This window comes from Allosphingosinicella vermicomposti, from assembly GCF_003012815.1.
Classification (GTDB): domain Bacteria; phylum Pseudomonadota; class Alphaproteobacteria; order Sphingomonadales; family Sphingomonadaceae; genus Allosphingosinicella; species Allosphingosinicella vermicomposti.
On the sequence record NZ_PXYJ01000001.1, the window covers coordinates 63,123 to 80,609 of the forward strand.

Sequence of the window (17,487 nt, forward strand, 5' to 3'; positions counted from 1 at the left end):
CGCGCAATAACAACCAGGCGGTCGCAGGGGGCCGTGATATTAGGGGATCCCGCATGATATTCGGGCGTGTTAAACCTCTCGACGCTATTCTCGCTACGGCTGAGAAGAAGTCGCTGCACCGGTCCTTGGGTGCACTCCAGCTTACTCTCTTTGGTATCGGGTGCGTCATCGGCACCGGCATCTTCGTTCTGACCGCCGCGGGCGCGCAGAAAGCAGGGCCGGGCCTGATGCTGGCTTTCGCCATTGCCGGTCTCATCTGCATCGTCGCGGCGCTTTGCTATGCCGAGATCGCCGCGATGATCCCGGTCGCGGGCTCTGCTTACACCTACACCTATTCGGTCATGGGTGAGCTGCTCGCCTGGACAGTCGGGTGGGCCCTCGTCCTCGAATATGCGGTTGCCGCCAGCGCTGTGTCGGTTGGGTGGTCCGGCTATTTCACCGGGACGATATTGAATGAATTCATGGGCGTTCAGCTGCCGGCGGCGCTGAGCGCGGGGCCGCTCGCTTTGGGTGGCGCCCCCGGCGGCGTCATCAACCTGCCGGCGGTCGTGATCGCCCTTCTCGTCACCTGGCTGCTGATGATCGGCACCACCGAATCCGCGCGCGTGAACGCCGTTCTCGTCGCAATCAAGGTGACGGCTCTTACGGTGTTCATCTTCCTCACGCTTCCGAAAGCGGAAATGGACAATTTCAATCCATTCCTCCCTGCCGGCGTGTTCGGCGGCTTCGGTTCGGGTATCGGCGCGGTGGGCGCGGCAGCGACGATATTCTTCGCTTATGTGGGCTTCGACGCGGTTTCGACCGCGGCGGAGGAAACCCGTGATCCGCAAAAGAACGTGCCGATTGGCCTCATCGGAAGCCTCCTTTTCTGCACTGTCTTCTACATTCTGGTCGCGGCAGGCGCGATCGGCACGATCGGCGGCCAGCCGATCATGGGTCCGAACGGCATCCCGTTCCCGGCCGGATCGGAAGAACTCGCCCGTCAGTGCGCGCTGCCGCAATATGGCGAGATGCTGGTTTGCTCCAATGAAGCGCTCGCTCATGTGCTGCGCGTGATCGGCTTCTCCGGCGTCGGCAACATGCTCGGCATCGCGGCCTTCGTCGCCCTGCCGTCCGTGATCCTGATCTTGCTGTTCGGCCAGACCCGCATCTTCTTCGTGATGAGCCGCGACGGCTTGCTTCCCGAAGGGCTGTCGAAGGTTCACCCGAAGTGGAAGACGCCTTATGTGGTGACGGCCATCACCGGCGGCATCGTTGCTTTCGCAGCGGCCTTCCTGCCGGTCGGTCAGCTCGCCGACATTGCCAATGCCGGCACGCTCTATGCCTTTATGATGGTGGCGATTGCGGTCATGCTGCTGCGCAAGTCCGAGCCGAACCGTCCGCGCAAGTTCCGCACTCCGGCGTTGTGGCTGCTTGGGCCCCTGACCATTGTGGGCTGCATCTTCCTCTTCCTGAACTTGCCGCTTGAAGCGATGCTGGTTCTGCCGGTTTGGGGCGCCATCGGCTTGGTCATCTATTATGCCTACAGCTACCGCAACAGCCACCTCGGCCGCGGTCTGATCGAAGTGCATGAGACCGAGATCGCCGATATCGAACCTGGTATTCCGGGTGTCGAAGACGGCAACCACGCCTAAGGGCAGGGTCTTCAGGCAAAGAAAAAGGGAGGCTTCGGCCTCCCTTTTTTGTTGGCTTCGTTTCTAACCCCGCACCCCGCTAGTCCTAGCGGTAGTGGCGGAGAAGGCGGTACAGTTCAGCCCATGCGCTGGGCGACCAGTGCCCTCAAATCCACTTCCGGGCGTGCGCCATAATGGGAGATGACTTCGGCCGCTGCGACGGCGCCCATGCGCAAGGCTTCCGCATTGGAGCGGCCCTGCGCATGGCCGGCAAGGAAGCCTGCTGCGAAGAGGTCGCCAGCGCCGGTCGTGTCGATAACCTTTTCGACGGGCTCGGCCGATACCGCAGAACGTTCGCCATTTTCGACGGCGATGGCGCCTTTCTCGCTGCGCGTCACGACGAGCAGCGGCACGCGCGATTGGGTCGCGGCGACTGCGGCGTCAAAATCCGCGATGCCCGCAAGTTCGGTGATCTCCGCTTCGTTGGCGAAGAGGATGTCGATCTTCCCCTCATCGATCAGAGCGTTGAAGCCGTCGCGGTGGCGAGCGATGCAGAAGCTGTCGGAGAGAGTGAAGGCGACCTTGCGGCCAGCCGCGCGCGCGATGCGAATGGCTTCTTCCATCGCCTTGCGCGGTTCTTCCGGATCCCAAAGATAGCCTTCGAGATAGAGGATGGCTGCCGACCGAACTTGGGCTTCGTCGATTTGCGCCACATGAAGGTTCTGGCTCGCGCCGAGGAAGGTGTTCATGGTGCGTTGCGCATCATCCGTCACCAGGATCAGGCAACGTGCCGTCGGCGTGCCGCCCATCGTGGCCGGGGTGGCGAATTCGACACCGAGACTGCGGATGTCGTGGCTGAAAATATCGCCAAGCTCATCACCCGACACTTGCCCGATGAACCCGACGCGCGCGCCGAGCGCCGCGATTCCCGCCGCCGTGTTCGCCGCCGATCCGCCGCTCGTTTCGCGGCCCGTGCCCATTTTGCCGTAGAGACGCGTCGCTTCCTCCGCATCGATCAGGCGCATGGAGCCCTTGTCCAGCCCTTCGGCGGCAAGGAAGGCATCGTCGGAATTGGCGATGACGTCGACAATGGCGTTGCCGATGGCGAGGACGTCGAGACGGGTGTCGGTCACGTTATGGCGTTCCTTTGCGAAAAGATTGCGGGCGCCCTAGACGGACGGCTTCGCGGGATCAACTGCGCGCCCCGCTCGCTAAACCGGCCTAGCCCGGATTGACGCGGGCGGGAGGCGATGGTCTACCGGGCCAAGGAGGGACATATGCGCATCATCAATCGCCCGATCATCGGACTTGCAGCGTCCGCCGCGCTGTCCGCCTGCGTACCGGGGCCCGCGCGCGAACCCGCCCTTCCCACTGCGCCCGAAGTATCGCCGCCGGTATCGCCGTCCTATCTCGGCCTCGAAGCTGTCATGGGGCGCGACGCACGCGCGCTTGAGCGGGCTTTTGGAACGCCGGAGCTCGATATTCACGAAGGGACGGCGCGCAAGCTTCAATTCTCAAGCGACGTCTGCATTCTCGACGCCTATCTCTATCCGCGCGGCGGACGGGGCGACCCGGTGGTGACGCATGTCGATGCCCGCCGCCCCGACGGAACGGATTTCGATCGCGCCTCTTGCGTCTCGGCGCTCGGCAAGGCGCGCTGATCCTTAGCGGTCGGCCGGCGCGCGGCGGAGTTGATCGAGCGCCCACCGCGCGGCCTCGACGACAACCGGATCGTCATCCCCCGTTAGCCGATCCAGCGCCGGGATCAGCCGCATTTCACCGCTATTGCCCGCCGCAATCGCGGCATTCCTCACCATGCGGTTGCGCCCGATCCGTTTGATCGGTGATCCCGAAAAGACCTGCCTGAACCCGCCGTCATCGAGGTCGAGCAGGCTGGCAAGATCGGGTGCGGTCAATTCGGCGCGGGGCGCAAAGGCCTTGTGGGTATGCGCGGCGCTGGCGAACCGGTTCCACGGGCAGACGGCCAGGCAATCGTCGCAGCCATAAATGCGGTTGCCGATCGCGGTGCGGAATTCCTCAGGGATCGGCCCCTTATGCTCGATGGTGAGATAGGAAATGCACTTCCGCGCATCGAGGCGGTAGGGCGCGGGGAAGGCGTTGGTCGGGCACGCCGTCTGGCAGGCGGTGCAACTGCCGCAATGACCGCGATGCGGCACATCCGGCTCCAGCTCCAGCGTGGTGTAAATGGCGCCGAGGAACAGCCAATTGCCATGCTGACGGCTGACGAGATTGGTATGCTTGCCCTGCCAGCCAAGGCCCGCGGCCTCCGATAACGGCTTTTCCATGACGGGCGCGGTGTCGACGAAGACCTTCAGTTCTGACGGCACTTGGGCCACCAGCCAGCGGGCGAGGCCCTTCAGCGCTTTCTTGACCGTGTCATGATAATCGCCGCCCTGCGCGTAGACCGAGATGCGGCCCTTGTCGGGATGATCGGCGAGGGCAAGGGGATCGCGGCCCGGCGCATAACTCATGCCCAATGCGATCACGCTTTTGACGTCCGGCCACAGGCCCGTGGGCGAGGCGCGGCGATCGGCCGTCTCTTCCATCCAGATCATGCCGCCATGGGCGCCGGTCGCCAGCCATTCCTGCAGCCGCCGCCCGCTCTCGGGCGCAGCTTCGGCAGGCGCGATCCCGAACGCGCAAAATCCGAGCGCGCGGGATTCCGCCTCCAAAAGGTGGCGCAGCTTTGGCTTGCCATCGTCCATTTTGTCCCGCTACCATCTTGAAAGCATATGGGGAAAGTTTGAAATGCGGGGCGGGTTAGCGATCGAGGCGAAAGGCCTCTTCAAGGCGTTTGACGGCAAGACGGCGGTAGACGGCGTCGACATCGCGGTTCCTGAAGGCTCGATCTACGGCATCCTGGGTCCGAACGGCGCGGGCAAGACCACCACGATCCGCATGCTTCTTGGCATTATCGACCCGGATCGGGGCGAACGCACCCTGCTCGGCTATGACGAGCCGATCAAGGCGGCGCCCATCGTCGGCTATCTCCCCGAAGAGCGCGGCCTTTATCCGTCGATGACCACCCGGGAAGTAATCGCCTTCATGGGCGCCCTGCGCGGTCTTCCGCTCGAGATTGGCCGCCAGCGCGCCGAAGGGATGTTGAGCCAGAATGGCCTTGGCGATTATGTGAACAAGCCGATCAAGAGCCTGTCCAAGGGCATGGCGCAGACGGTTCAGTTGTTCGGTACGATCGTTCACCGGCCAAAGCTTATCGTACTGGATGAACCTTTCTCCGGGTTGGACGCAATCAATCAAGGGCGGCTCGAAAGCCTGATCCGCGCGGAAGCGGCGGAAGGGACGACGGTCATCTTCTCCACCCACGTCATCGCCCATGCCGAACGGCTGTGCGAGCGGATCGCGATCATTGCAGGCGGACGGCTGCGCTTCGAAGGCAAGGTGGCCGAAGCGCGGGACCGGCTGCGCCCGCAGGTCAGACTCCGGACTCGCGTCGAGGATGGCGCCTGGCGCAATGCATTGCCCGGAAATGCCGTGAAAACGGACGGCCATTTCCAGTTCGAACTGCCCGAAAGCGGCATCGAACCTTTGCTTAAAACGCTGATCGATGGCGGCGCGGGTATCGAAGAATTGTCGATCGAACGGCCCGGCCTGCACGACGCGTTCGTGGCGATTGCGGGCGATGCGGTTGCCCGTGAAATGGAAAACAGCACCCGGGTGGAGGAACAGGCATGAACGACATTTTCCGCGCCGCCTGGGTCATCTGCCGCCGCGATTTTATCGCGACCGTTTATTCGCGTACCTTCCTCATCTTCCTCTTCGCGCCGATCCTGGGCGTCGGATTTGGCTATCTGATCGGCCAGATGACGGAGGAAAGCGATCGCGAAATGGGCCGCCCGAAGGTTGCCATCGTCGCACCGGTCGAGGTCACCGATGCAATGGCTGCCGCCCATGCACCTCTGGTCGAGGCGTTGAGCGAAAGGGCGCTTCCCGCGATCGAGCCCGTTCTTCCTGAAGGAGATGCGCAGGCTCAAGCACGGGCATTGCTGGCCTCCCCGGAATCCAACGTGTCCGCCGTGATGACCGGCGGCCTCGATCGCCCGATCATTTATGGCGCAGCGGACACGGTAGGTGATCTTGCCAAGGAAATGGCCGTGGTCGTGGAGGCCGCGCGCAACGGATCGGCGCTGCAAGGCGCGGGACTGCCTGCGCAAAAGCCGGAAGTGACCATTGTGACAACCGAACAAGCGGGCGGCGACGTTAACATGGGCCGCCACGCGCTCGCCCGCGCCGGGCAGACGATCATCTTTTTCTTCACGATCATCCTTGCGGGCATGCTTCTCTCCAACCTGGTCGAGGAGAAATCGAGCAAGGTGATCGAAATCCTCGCAGCCGCCGTTCCGCTCGACGCCGTCTTCCTCGGCAAGATCATGGCGATGCTTGCGATTTCGATGATCGGCGTCACCATTTGGGGCACGCTCGGTCTTGCCGCCGTCTACCTGTTCCAGGGGGTCGCTGGCTGGCTTACCCCGCCGGCGGTGGGCTGGCCGCTCTACATCTTGCTTCTCATCTTTTATTTCGCAGCCAATTACATGCTGTACGGCGCCTTGTTCGTGGGCGTCGGCGCGCAGGCGAACAGCGTGCGCGAAGTGCAGACCCTGTCGATGCCGATCACCTTTGGCCAGCTCGCTTTCTTCGCCTTGGCGAGCGCAACGGTCGGCCAAAATGATGTGACGATGACTTTGGCCGCGGCGCTTTTCCCCCTCACCTCGCCGCTCACCATGATCGCGCTCGCCGCCCAGTCGCCGAGCATCTGGCCTCACCTCCTTGCCATTGCCTGGCAACTCGTTTGCCTGTTCGTCATCGTTCGCATCGCGACGTTGATGTTCCGCACGACGGTGCTCAAATCCGGCAAGGCCGGTTCCTTCTTCGGCCCATTCAAATCGGCCTTCGCGCGGAAATAAGCGAGTCTCGTCATTGCGAGGAGCGAAGCGACGCGGCAGTCCAGATAGCGGCCAGGTTCGGCGCCGCTGGATTGCCTCGCTCCGCTCACAATGACGGAAAGTTAGTCCGCAGGGGCTGCTCTTAGCTCCATCACATCGAGCCGGGAATCCGGGCGCGGGTTCGGCATGACGAGGCGAAAGTGGAAATCGCCGATCCGCTCGAACACGCCCGCCACGTCGCGCGACACGTCTTCGCCATAAGGGAGCGGCGCCTTCTCGGCCCCAAGCGCCACCGCGCCGAGAAAGATCATGCGCCGGTCATTGCCGTCGTCGTCCCACAGATAGCCTCCGGGCCGCTCCGATCCGCCATCCTTGGTGAGCGCGAGGTGGCCGTTATTGGCGCCGACAAAACAGAAGAATTCGCGATAGACGCTCATCGCCCGCTGCTTCGTGCCGGGCGCGCCGAACCGGATGATGCGGCACATATAGAATCCGGGGGTGGGCGCGGGGCGAGCGAGGGCCGCGCTCGGATCGAGCAATGCGGCCTCGTTGGCCACCTGTCGCGTGAGGCCCGCCTTGCGCGCGGAATCGAGCGCTTCGGTCCACAGGCTGTCCAGATTAGCGATCCGCGCCGCATGACCGGCGCTCGCCACATCCGTCCATTGCTCTTGATTGGGAAGTTCTATGCTGACGGATGGCGCGGGGCGGGGCGCATCGGCTTTCTGGCATCCTGCCGCCAGCGCGACGGCGGCGCCAATGCCCAATCGCAGATAATCACGGCGGATCATCCTTCCTCCGGTAACAGAGCTGACGCGACAAGCGGGCCCGGAACGGCCGGCACCTCGCTATAACCGGATATGATTAAGGATTGTTCCGCCTTGGAAACGTCCGGCTCCGGCTCTCGCCGGAGCACTGAATTTAGTGAACGAAGCGCGCCACCACGTCGCGATAAGACCGGCTGACCTTCACCTGGCTGCCGCTGCCCAGCACCAAGAAGCATTCGCCATTCGTATGCGGCTTGACCTGCCGGACCTGGTCCAGATTGACGATGGTGGAGCGGTGAACCCGCTGGAAACGGCGCGGGTCGAGCCGCTTTTCCAGATCCTTCATCGTTTCGCGCAGGATGAGCGTGTTATCGCCGGTATAGATGCACATATAATCGCCCGCTGCGTCGATTTTCTCGATAGAATCGACATCCACGCGGTAAATCTGCCCGCGATCCTTGATGTTGATAAGCTTTTCATAGCGGTTGGAGGCAAAGGAATCTTCGCCCTCACCGACCGTATCCACCGCATCGGGGGCAACTTCGGCGAGCACTTCCTTCAATTTACCCGCCTCTTCGGCGCTTTTCCGCTCCGTCAAGCGCTGGCGCACCCGGTCGAGCGTGTCGGCAAGGCGGTCTTCCTCCACAGGCTTCATCAGATAATCGACGGCCTGCGCTTCAAAGGCACGGATGGCGTGATCGGAATAAGCCGTGACGAAAACGAAGAGCGGCGGCTCGACCTCCATCAGGCCCTGAATGACGGAAAAGCCGTCAAAGCCCGGCATCTGGATGTCCAGAAATACGAGATCGGGCTTATGGGTCTTGATCGACCTTATGGCTTCGCGGCCGTTGGTGCAGGTGTCGATAATCTCGACATCGTCATGCTTTTCCAGCCGTAGCTGAAGGCCCTGAATCGCCAGGGATTCGTCGTCGACCAGGATCGTACGGATCGTCATTTGGGTTCCTCGGTTTCGAACGGGATATCGATGATAACGCTGAATCCCCCTGTTGTGTTCGTTTGAGTCTCAAAACGATGGTCGGCGCCATAGGCTTGCGCCAGACGGTCCCGAATGTTCGGCAGGCCGACGCCGGTGGATATGGTGACGGCCGCCAGATCCTGTCCGGCGGCCCCGGGCCCGCTGTCCGCCACCGTGATGATGACCCGTTCACCGATGCGATGCGCCTCCACGGCGATGTCGGCCCCTTCCTCCTGCGGCGTCACCGCATATTTGATCGCATTTTCGACGAGGGGCTGCAGGAGGAGCGAGGGGAGGCGTCCCTGCGCGGCGTGTGGATCGATCATGAAGCGCGGGCGAAGCCGCTCTTCGAAGCGCATCTTTTCGATTTCGAGATAAAGTTTGAGCGTCTCCACTTCCTGAGCGACCGTCACTGTGCCGGTCGGTTCGTTGACCAATGTGTAACGCAGGAAAGAAGAGAGACGCGACAGCATCGCGTTGGCCCGCTCCGTCTGTTTGAGCAGCACAAGGGTCGAGATGGAATTGAGTGTATTGAACAGGAAGTGCGGATTGAGCTGGTAGCGCAGCATGGCAAGTTGAGCGGAGCTCGCCTGGGTCTCAAGCCGCAGCAATTGGTCCGCCTGCTCTTCCAGCAGGATATAGTAGTTGATGCTGTAATAAAGCGCCGCCCAGGCGACGAGCAGGGTAAAATCAAGCAGGATCGCGCCGAGAAACTGGATGCCCTCGGGCCGCGCGCCGGGGTCGATAAAGGTTGCATGGCTCCACGTCTCGATCGCCGAAAAGGCTGCGGAGGCGATGAGCACCAAGAGGATCGACACTGTCCAGGTAATGATCGGCTTCTGCTTGATCAGCCTGCGAAAGGCCGCCGCCATAAGGAGGGTCAGCGAATAGCCCGTGGCGGTCAGCAAGGCCGCGTGGAGAATGAAGGAAAAGCCCATCGCATTGGCAAGACCGGACAGCGATCGGAGGATGAAGAAGCCCGCCCAGCCCGCCGATTGCAGGATCCAGAAGGCACGATTCTTGTCCTCGAAGAAAGGTTCTTCCTGAAGGTGGAATTTGCGCCCCTGTTCCTCCCCGGCGCCTGTTCCAAGCGTAGGAATAGCTGCCATGGTCTGCCCCCCAAAGCCGGTCGACCCCGTCAGGGCAGGATCAGTTGCCACCGGCGGCAGCCTTCTTCTCCGGCAGAACCAGCATCGACCAGTCGCCCTGATCGGCAACATAAGTCGCCACAGCCTTGCGCACATCCTCGGGCGTCAGCCCCCTATAATCGGTGAGGAAGGAGCGGGCGCGCTCGATCAGGCGCGGCTCCCGCGTCCACCCTTCGAGTGTTTCAAGCCAATAAGCATTGGTCGCGACCTGGCGCTCGATGCCGCTGATGATCGGGTTCTGGGCGCGGGCAAACTCATCCGCCTGCACAGGATTGGCGGCGAGATCCGCCACGATTTCCCGCGCAATGCGGAAGAAGGTGTCCGCGCTTTCCGGCTTGATCTCGGCCGACGCGTAGAAAATGCCCCAGTCGGCAAAGGTATCGGAACTTCCCGACGCAGCGCTTGGCGAATAAGTCGCGCCTTCTTCCTCGCGCAGCCGGTCAAACAGCCGCACGCGCATCATATTGCCCGCCATGCTGAGCGCGCGCCGTTCCTTCTGATTGGCAAGGCCTCCAAAGGTCGTCCACCCGATCGTCGCCTGCGCCTGATTGGGATCACCTTTGTGGGTAAAGATCTGCGGTTCCGGGTTGGGTGCGGGCGGGCGAACCGCGCCCGGACGTGCCGGCGCCTCGGGACGGGCTGGGAGCGCCGCGACGGTGGCCTTCATCGCCGCGATGGCAGTTTCAAGATCGACATCGCCGACGATGATTGCCTCGACCGGCCCGGTTGAAAGCGCGGGAGCAAAGAGAGCCTCGAACTCCTCATCCGTCGCCTGGGCGATCCTCTCCTTGGGCGGCATCGCCCAGCGCTGGTCGCCGCTCCGCGCGAAGGCGGAAAACTCCCGCCCCGCGCGTGCCGATGCCGATGCGAAGCCAAGGTCGTAGCTGTCGAGCAGGCCCGACTTGGCACGGGCGAAGAGCGCATCGTCCCAGCGCGGACGGGCAAGCTTGGTGGCAAGCAGACGCAGCTGATCGGCCAGATCCTCCTTGTTCGTGCCGCCGGAAAGCTCGAACGCGTCCTCGCCAACCTGGAAGTTCATACCGATGCGCCGTCCGGTCAGCAGCCGCTCCATGCCGTCGAGATCGAGATCGGCGACGCCTGCGGGCGCAACGACATTGCTCATGAACGCAAGGGTCGAGCGATCCGACGGAAGACCGCTTACGCCCTCGCCGAAAAGCAGCTTGACGCCGATCCGGCCCTCTTCGAACTTGGTCTGCTTGAAGGTGAGCGTCGATCCGTTTTCGAAGCGGACGATGGTGACGCCCAGGTCCGCAATCTCCTGCCGTGACACTTCCTTGCCGGGATTGCCGAGCTTTGGAAGGCTGTCGAAGGTCACCGCGCGGTCCGCCATGCGTTCGGCGGGGGCAGCCTGCCGGGCCGCGGCAAGAGCGGTCATCGCCGCGCCTGGGCCGCCGACATCCTGCGGGGTCAGCAACATGATGCGGGGATCTGCGCCCTCGAACAATTGCTTCATTGCGGCGAAGACGGTGTCCGGCGTCATCGCGGGCGCCATGCTGTTGAGCATGGCGAGCGAGGTTTTCGCGGCGACCAGCACCGAATTGCCGTCTACGGCACCGACCATCGCCTGGGCCCATTGCTGGGATCGAATGGTATTCTCACCCTCGACGCCGGACATGGCGGCGCGGCGCAGGTTCTGAAGTTCGCGCTGGATTTCCGCCGTGTTCGGCGGTGTGCGCAATGCATCGGCAATGATGGCGAAGCTCTGGTTCAGCCCCTCCTGCCAACGCCCGTCCCGCGCCGTCAGGCTCAATTGCGTCGTATCGGCAATGTTCGTGGACCGCGCATTGCCGAGGCCCGCGCTCACATAAGCAGCCTCGCCCGATCGTGCCCGCGCTTCAAGGCGGCGATTGACGATCTGCGTGGCGAGCGTGCGCTCGAAATCCATCTTCTCGCGCGCAAGGTCGTGCCGGAGTGCTTTATAAGGGCGAACCCACGTGACCGAAGCGCTGTAAGGCGCGCCCGAATAGGCAAGCGCGCCCGCCGACTCTTTCGGCGTGATGAGCGCGCCATAATCGACCATCGGCGGCGGGGGCCCCTCCGGTTTCCAATCGCCAAAGCGCTTGGCGATCAACTCCGCCATCATCTTTGGGTCCGCATCGCCCACCATGACGACCGTCGCATGATCGGGTCTGTACCATCGCTCGTAAAAGGCCTTGAGGCCCTCCGGCGTTGCTCCGGCGAGCGTCTCGTCCGTGCCGATCGTGTCGCGCATCGCATATTTGAGGCCCGCATAGAAAAGCGGGCGTGCAATATCCTGATAACGGACGGCGAGTTCGGGCTGGCGCCCCTTTTCCGCCATCACGATCTTGCGCTCCGCATTGACGGCTTCCGGCACGAAGAGGGCGGTGTCGACCATTTCGGACAGGACGTGCAGGCTGGTGTCGAGCGTCGTTTGGTCGGCGTGGGGCAGATCGAGCTGATAGACGGTCTGCGTCGAATCGGTGGACGCATTGGTGTCGCTGCCGAAGCTTGCACCGAATTGCTGCCAGATTTGCCGCGCCTCGCGGTCGGCGAAGCTTTTCGAGCCCCGGAAGGCGAGATGCTCGACGAAATGCGCCCAGCCTTGCTCGTGATCCTCTTCGTTCAAGGCGCCGGTATTGATCCGCACCCGGATCGACACTTGCTTTTCCGGCAAGGCGTTGCGCCGGACGACATAACGCAGCCCATTGGGCAGGGTGCCGAACGTCCAGGCCGGATCGGCGGCGAGATCGGTATCCTTGTAGAACCAGTCGCTGGCGCCCGGCTGAGCAGCCAGCGGCGCGGCAAGGATGAGGAGGGGGGCGGCGAGCCACTTCAAGCGTCGATGCATGGGCCCTAAGCTAGGGTCTGCGCTGCGTTCCCGCAATAAGGCCGCTTTTTACTACTGCGGCAGCTTCGAACCTTTTGCCGCCGCGCACCGTTATTGGTGGCCTGATCCAGGAACCTCACCGTGAAGCCAGCAATGCCGATCCTCGCCGCTCTATCGCTAACCCTTGCCTGCTGCGGCGGGGGTGACGAGGCTGCGGACAATGGCATCGTTACGCGACCGGAACCGGCCGGCAATTCCGTCCCACCTCCAGCCCCGCCCGGTCCGGACGGCGCGGATACCCCACCCGATGATCGCGCCCCGCTTGTCGAAGCGCCCGTCGCGCCGGATAGCCCGCAGGCGGCTGCCAAAATCGTCCAATCTTATTATGCGCTGATTGGGCAGGGCCGCTATTCCGAGGCTTGGGCGCTCTGGTCCGATGGCGGCAGGGCAAGCGGAATGGACGCGGATGCCTTTGCGGAAAGCTTCGCCAGGTTCGCGGACTATCATGCGGATGTGGGTGCGCCCGGCCCGGCCCAGGGTGCGGCGGGTTCCATCTACGTCACCGTGTCGGTACGGGTCTATGGCCGCTTGGCATCGGGCGAAGCCTTCAACATGGCGGGTCCGGTCACATTGCGCCGGGTAAACGACGTGCCCGGGTCGACCGAAGAACAGCGCCGCTGGCATATTGCGCAAAGCGAGGTGAAGCCGCTCCCTAATTGAGTCCGGACCCTCCCTCCTCATGCGGGCGGAAACGGCGGCGGCGCGGTTCGATCTCGAAACGGAAACGGCCCTTGATCTGGTCATTGACGAAGCGGCCTGCGGATGGCGCGGCAAGCAGCGCCTCGTAAACCGCGCCCGGCACATCGAAATAGGAATAGCGGTCGCCATCGCGATACCAGAGGTCCAGAATGCGGCTGACATCGTCATAGGCGGCGCGCGCAATGGCCGATGAAGAAAGAGACGGCATGATTGCGGGCAACCGGCGCCGCGTTATGAAGGTTCCGGACGGACGGGAGATGAGTATGCGCGATGGCAAGGTGGTGGCGATATTCGGACTGGCGGCCTTGCTTGCAAGCTGCGGCGATGCTGGCACGGCGCCTGAACCGGAGCGGTCGCAACCCGCCAAGGCCTCGACGTCGAAGCCCAATCCATTTCACGATCAGCTCATGAAATTGAGCGAAACCGATCGTGGACTAACCCTCCGCCGCGCGGTTCAGGACAATCGGGGCAGTTGCCGCCGCATCGTCTCCAGCGTCTATCAGGAAGAATATCAGGGCCTGCGCATGTGGACGCTGCGCTGCGAGGGCAACCGCGACTGGGCGATCTTCGTCGGCGCCGCCGGCCGGGTGCAGGTGCGAAGCTGCGGGGACAATGTGAAGCTCGGACTGCCCGTTTGCCGGTTCAAAGGCGCCTGAGCTTCCACAATCGTCATTGGGAGCATAGCGAAGCAATCATCTTGTGGCCGGCTCAAGGTCGCGCGATCTTTTCCCTCCGCTCGCGATGAAGGTCGATCAGCAGCTCCGCGTCTCGCGATATTCGCCGCTTGCCGTCTTTTCACGAACGATTACGCAATCGCCGTCCTTGCGCTCCTCGCGCCAGCTGCCGTCGGCATTGGTGACGCGATTGCCGCCTTTGGCAACGCGTTTGCCGTTCTTGATATCATAGGAAAAATTATCCGGCGTCTTCTTCACCGGATCGGCGATGGCGGCCGCGACAGGCCCAGCGGCAAGCGCGACAAGGCCGATGCCGGCCGCAATGGCCGCAAGCCGGGCGGGCGGTTGGCGTTTCAAGAAGGTCATCATACCCATGTCCATCATATAGAGGGGCAAGCCTTAGCGATCAATGAACGCCCTATTTGGGGAGTTCGATCGTCGGGCCCAGATTCTGTATCACCTGACGGGCGTCGAAGCTGCGCGGATCATTGGGCCGCACGCCTCGGTACATCACGACTTCCGCCGTCGCCTCATAGCGGTCGATCGTGTTCACATCGACGGTGCGGTCGAAGAATGGATCGCCATACCAGGGATCCCAGCTCCGCCAGCCCCAAGGGCCGCGATAACGCCAGGACGGGCCCCAATAGCCATAAGGGCCAGGGCCAAACGGATCGGACCTTACGGTCGTCGTCCGCTGCTGATCCGTGGCCCGCTGCGCGATGGTGAAGCCGTCATAGCCCCGTTGCACGGTGAGCTCCGCCGCGCGGTAGAGAAGATAATTCTCTACCCGTGCGCGGCTGGTGAACTGGTTGCCCGCAAAGCTGACGCGATAGCGATTATCCTCGATCTGCTGGCTGCTATAACCGCCCGATGCGCCGCGTGTGCCGATCGGCTGATAAGGCGTCGCGGTCGCGCAGGCGGTCAACAATAAGGCGATCGCAGCGGGGCCGGCCAGCGCGCGCGAACCGCTTTTTCCATACAGGGTCATGGGCGGCATCCTTTTTCTCTTACGAACTGAAAACGAAGAATAAAAGCGGACGTTCCGGACATGGCGGCCGCAAAAGAAACCGGTCGACCACTTCTGCGTTCTTAATCCAAATTAAGAATTGGAGAGGCGCATGAAGTTTATATTTGGGCTCTGCGCAACCGCTTTGATCGCCGCGTGCGATAGCGGCGCATCGGAAAATGATGTCCAGCCGGTGGAGGTGCCGCAGGGCGATTACCAGGCGCGGCTGATGACCATGCCGGAAGGGCAACGCAACGCCGTCTTCATTCGCGCCATCCGCGATGCGGGCCGCGATTGTCAAAATGTCGAACGCTCGGCTTTCCAAGGAGAGCGGAACGGCCAGCCGGTCTGGGCGGCGCGCTGCGGCGATGGGCAGGACTGGGTGATCGTCATCGGTCGCGACGGGATTGCCCAGATCGCAAATTCTCAGGAGCTGGAAACCGCATCGGACAACGCAAGCTTGCCTTGAGTTTGGTCATTGCGAAAAGCGCTAGCGACGAAGCAATCCATCTTGCGGCCAGGCGCGGTGCCGCTGGATTGCTTCGCTTCGCTCGCAATGACGGGGGAGGTTAGCGTCCGCGCGTTCGCCTCTCCGCCCGCGCAGCCTTTTGTTTGCCGAAGCGTGTGGTGCGCGTGCCTGGCTTGCCGCTGATGGAATGACCGAGGACCGGCGCCTTCTTTTCGTGATCGGGAATGCCGAGTTCGTCGGCCTCCAGACGGCGGATTTCGTCGCGCAGGCGCCCGGCTTCCTCGAATTCCAGGTCGGCGGCAGCCTTGCGCATCCGCTTTTCCAAGTCTTCGATATAGGCGCGCAAATTGTGGCCGACGAGGTGTGTCGCTTCCTCGTCGCCTGTGTCGACGGTGACGCTGTCGCGGTTGGAAACGTCGGCGAGAATGTCGCTGATGTTGCGCTTGATGGTCATCGGCGTGATGCCGTGCGCTTCGTTATAGGCCTTCTGCTTCTCCCGGCGGCGATCGGTTTCGTTGAGCGCGCGCTCCATCGATCCGGTCACGCGATCGGCATAGAGGATGACCTTGCCCTCGACGTTGCGCGCGGCGCGGCCGATGGTCTGGATCAATGAGGTTTCGGAGCGCAGGAAGCCTTCCTTGTCGGCGTCGAGGATCGCGACGAGGCCGCATTCGGGAATGTCGAGGCCTTCGCGCAGTAGGTTGATGCCGACCAAGACGTCGTAGACGCCAAGGCGCAGGTCGCGGATCAGCTCGATACGCTCCAGCGTCTCGACGTCCGAGTGCATGTAGCGGACGCGCAACCCCGCTTCGTGGAGGAATTCGGTGAGGTCTTCCGCCATACGCTTGGTGAGCGTGGTGACGAGCGTGCGATAACCCTTCCTCGCGGTTTCCTTCGCTTCGTGGATAAGGTCGTCGACCTGATCCTCGATCGGCTTGATCTCGACCGGCGGGTCGATGAGGCCGGTGGGGCGAATGACCTGCTCGGAAAAGACGCCGCCCGTTTGCTCCATTTCCCACCCGCCGGGCGTCGCGGACACGGCGACGGTCTGCGGGCGCATCGCGTCCCATTCGTTGAAGCGAAGCGGGCGGTTGTCGATGCAGCTCGGCAGACGGAAGCCATATTCGGCGAGCGTGATCTTGCGGCGATGATCGCCGCGCGCCATCGCGCCGATCTGCGGCACCGTCTGGTGGCTTTCGTCCACGAAGAGAAGCGCGTTTTCGGGGAGATATTCGAACAAAGTGGGCGGCGGTTCGCCGGGCAGGCGACCGGTGAGGAAGCGGGAGTAATTTTCGATGCCCGCGCAGGAGCCGGTGGCCGCGATCATCTCCAGATCGAAATTGGTGCGCTGTTCGAGGCGCTGGGCTTCGAGCAATTTGCCTTCCGCGACCAGCTCCTTCAGGCGCTCGGCAAGCTCATGCTTGATCGCCTCCATCGCCTGTTTGAGCGTCGGGCCGGGCGTGACGTGGTGGCTGTTGGCATAGACCTTCACATAGTCAAGCGATGCCACCTTCTTGCCGGTCAGCGGGTCGAATTCGACAATTTCCTCAATCTCATCGCCGAAGAAATTGATGCGCCAGGCCGTGTCCTCATAGTGGCTGGGGAAGATTTCGAGATTATCGCCCCGCACCCGGAAATTGCCGCGCGCGAAGGCCTGGTCGTTGCGCTTGTACTGGAGCGCGACGAGCTTGCGGATGATCTCGCGCTGATCGACCGTCTCGCCCTTCTTCAAGCTGAAGACCATGGCGGAATAGGTTTCGACCGATCCGATGCCGTAGAGGCAGGACACGGATGCCACGATGATCACGTCGTCGCGCTCCAAAAGTGCGCGGGTGGCCGAGTGCCGCATCCGGTCGATCGCCTCGTTTACCGAACTTTCCTTCTCGATATAGGTGTCCGACCGCGGCACATAGGCTTCCGGTTGGTAATAATCGTAATAGCTTACGAAATATTCGACCGCATTGTCGGGAAAGAAACTCTTGAACTCCCCATACAGCTGAGCCGCTAGTATCTTGTTCGGCGCAAGGATCAGGGCGGGCCGCTGCGTCTGCTCGATCACCTGCGCCATGGTGAAGGTCTTGCCGGAACCCGTGACGCCCAGAAGCACCTGCGTCTTCTCGTCATCCTTGATCTGGCCGACAAGCTCCTTGATCGCTGCGGGCTGATCGCCCGCTGGCTCATAATCGGACACGATCTTGAAGGCCTTGCCGCCCTCGCTCTTTTCGGGGCGCTGCGGGCGGTGGGGGACGAAGTCCTGGCCGGTTTCCGGTTCTTCCAGGGTGGTGCGGATTTGGATCGCCATGGAAGCTATATGGTCATTCGTTTTCGTCCGCGCTAGCGTCTGCCC

At 62.6% G+C, this 17,487-nt stretch carries 17 protein-coding genes; 7 read left to right on the forward strand and 10 right to left on the reverse strand.

Annotated elements, in window-relative coordinates:
* Nucleotides 1-53: 53 nt before the first annotated feature.
* On the forward strand, nt 54-1,634 hold the full coding sequence (locus tag C7I56_RS00300) for an amino acid permease (RefSeq protein WP_106638576.1): 1,581 nt from the start codon (nt 54-56) through the stop codon (nt 1,632-1,634).
* A gap of 116 nt (nt 1,635-1,750) precedes the next feature.
* Here C7I56_RS00300 and C7I56_RS00305 read toward each other — a convergent pair whose 3' ends face one another.
* Nucleotides 1,751-2,746 carry an adenosine kinase gene (locus C7I56_RS00305; protein ID WP_106638577.1) on the reverse strand — a complete coding sequence of 332 codons (996 nt, stop codon included), beginning with the start codon at nt 2,744-2,746 and terminating at the stop codon, nt 1,751-1,753.
* 144 nt (nt 2,747-2,890) lie between these two features.
* Between C7I56_RS00305 and C7I56_RS00310 the strand changes: the two genes are divergently transcribed.
* The gene (locus tag C7I56_RS00310) at nt 2,891-3,274 is read left to right on the forward strand and encodes a hypothetical protein (RefSeq protein ID WP_245409544.1); all 384 of its coding nucleotides are present in this window, start codon (nt 2,891-2,893) and stop codon (nt 3,272-3,274) included.
* A 3-nt stretch (nt 3,275-3,277) separates the two neighbouring features.
* On the opposite strand, the gene queG is transcribed toward C7I56_RS00310, so the two are convergent.
* Nucleotides 3,278-4,339 (reverse strand): tRNA epoxyqueuosine(34) reductase QueG, encoded by a 1,062-nt coding sequence (gene queG / locus C7I56_RS00315; RefSeq protein WP_106638578.1) that lies wholly within the window; start codon nt 4,337-4,339, stop codon nt 3,278-3,280.
* Nucleotides 4,340-4,382: 43 nt separating this feature from the next.
* On the opposite strand from queG, the gene C7I56_RS00320 reads away from it, so the two are divergent.
* Together C7I56_RS00320 and C7I56_RS00325 are read left to right on the forward strand one after the other, a co-directional pair.
* The gene (locus tag C7I56_RS00320; RefSeq protein ID WP_106638579.1) at nt 4,383-5,327 is read left to right on the forward strand and encodes an ABC transporter ATP-binding protein; all 945 of its coding nucleotides are present in this window, start codon (nt 4,383-4,385) and stop codon (nt 5,325-5,327) included.
* A complete protein-coding gene (locus C7I56_RS00325; protein WP_106638580.1) occupies nt 5,324-6,556 on the forward strand; it encodes an ABC transporter permease in 1,233 nt (410 codons plus the stop codon). Before C7I56_RS00320 ends, C7I56_RS00325 begins: the two co-directional genes overlap by 4 nt.
* Before the next feature lie 101 nt (nt 6,557-6,657).
* On the opposite strand, the gene C7I56_RS00330 is transcribed toward C7I56_RS00325, so the two are convergent.
* The 4 genes from C7I56_RS00330 to C7I56_RS00345 form a co-directional block, all read right to left on the reverse strand.
* Nucleotides 6,658-7,323: a DUF4893 domain-containing protein gene (locus C7I56_RS00330; protein WP_106638581.1), complete on the reverse strand. Its 666-nt coding sequence runs from the start codon at nt 7,321-7,323 to the stop codon at nt 6,658-6,660.
* Nucleotides 7,324-7,453: 130 nt separating this feature from the next.
* Entirely contained in the window at nt 7,454-8,254 is an 801-nt protein-coding gene (locus C7I56_RS00335; RefSeq protein ID WP_106638582.1) for a LytR/AlgR family response regulator transcription factor, read from the reverse strand.
* Complete coding sequence (locus C7I56_RS00340; protein ID WP_106638583.1) at nt 8,251-9,384, reverse strand: sensor histidine kinase; 1,134 nt, start codon at nt 9,382-9,384, stop codon at nt 8,251-8,253. Before C7I56_RS00340 ends, C7I56_RS00335 begins: the two co-directional genes overlap by 4 nt.
* Before the next feature lie 40 nt (nt 9,385-9,424).
* Nucleotides 9,425-12,253, reverse strand: coding sequence for a M16 family metallopeptidase (locus C7I56_RS00345; protein ID WP_106638584.1), 2,829 nt, complete (start codon nt 12,251-12,253; stop codon nt 9,425-9,427).
* Nucleotides 12,254-12,373: 120 nt separating this feature from the next.
* Between C7I56_RS00345 and C7I56_RS00350 the strand changes: the two genes are divergently transcribed.
* Nucleotides 12,374-12,952: a hypothetical protein gene (locus tag C7I56_RS00350; protein ID WP_158702926.1), complete on the forward strand. Its 579-nt coding sequence runs from the start codon at nt 12,374-12,376 to the stop codon at nt 12,950-12,952.
* Here the strand turns inward: C7I56_RS00350 and C7I56_RS00355 are convergent.
* A complete protein-coding gene (locus tag C7I56_RS00355; RefSeq protein ID WP_106638586.1) occupies nt 12,945-13,199 on the reverse strand; it encodes a KTSC domain-containing protein in 255 nt (84 codons plus the stop codon). The genes C7I56_RS00350 and C7I56_RS00355 overlap by 8 nt on opposite strands.
* On the opposite strand from C7I56_RS00355, the gene C7I56_RS00360 reads away from it, so the two are divergent.
* On the forward strand, nt 13,198-13,647 hold the full coding sequence (locus tag C7I56_RS00360) for a hypothetical protein (protein WP_207789936.1): 450 nt from the start codon (nt 13,198-13,200) through the stop codon (nt 13,645-13,647). The two genes, C7I56_RS00355 and C7I56_RS00360, sit on opposite strands and share 2 nt — an antisense overlap.
* 96 nt (nt 13,648-13,743) lie before the next feature.
* Here C7I56_RS00360 and C7I56_RS00365 read toward each other — a convergent pair whose 3' ends face one another.
* Together C7I56_RS00365 and C7I56_RS00370 are read right to left on the reverse strand one after the other, a co-directional pair.
* Complete coding sequence (locus C7I56_RS00365; RefSeq protein WP_158702928.1) at nt 13,744-14,040, reverse strand: hypothetical protein; 297 nt, start codon at nt 14,038-14,040, stop codon at nt 13,744-13,746.
* Nucleotides 14,041-14,083: 43 nt separating this feature from the next.
* Nucleotides 14,084-14,653, reverse strand: a complete 570-nt coding sequence (locus tag C7I56_RS00370; protein WP_106639549.1) for a CC0125/CC1285 family lipoprotein — start codon at nt 14,651-14,653, stop codon at nt 14,084-14,086.
* A gap of 130 nt (nt 14,654-14,783) precedes the next feature.
* On the opposite strand from C7I56_RS00370, the gene C7I56_RS00375 reads away from it, so the two are divergent.
* Nucleotides 14,784-15,140, forward strand: a complete 357-nt coding sequence (locus C7I56_RS00375) for a hypothetical protein (RefSeq protein WP_106638589.1) — start codon at nt 14,784-14,786, stop codon at nt 15,138-15,140.
* A gap of 100 nt (nt 15,141-15,240) precedes the next feature.
* Here C7I56_RS00375 and uvrB read toward each other — a convergent pair whose 3' ends face one another.
* Nucleotides 15,241-17,442 (reverse strand): excinuclease ABC subunit UvrB, encoded by a 2,202-nt coding sequence (gene uvrB / locus C7I56_RS00380; RefSeq protein WP_106638590.1) that lies wholly within the window; start codon nt 17,440-17,442, stop codon nt 15,241-15,243.
* Nucleotides 17,443-17,487: the final 45 nt, after the last annotated feature.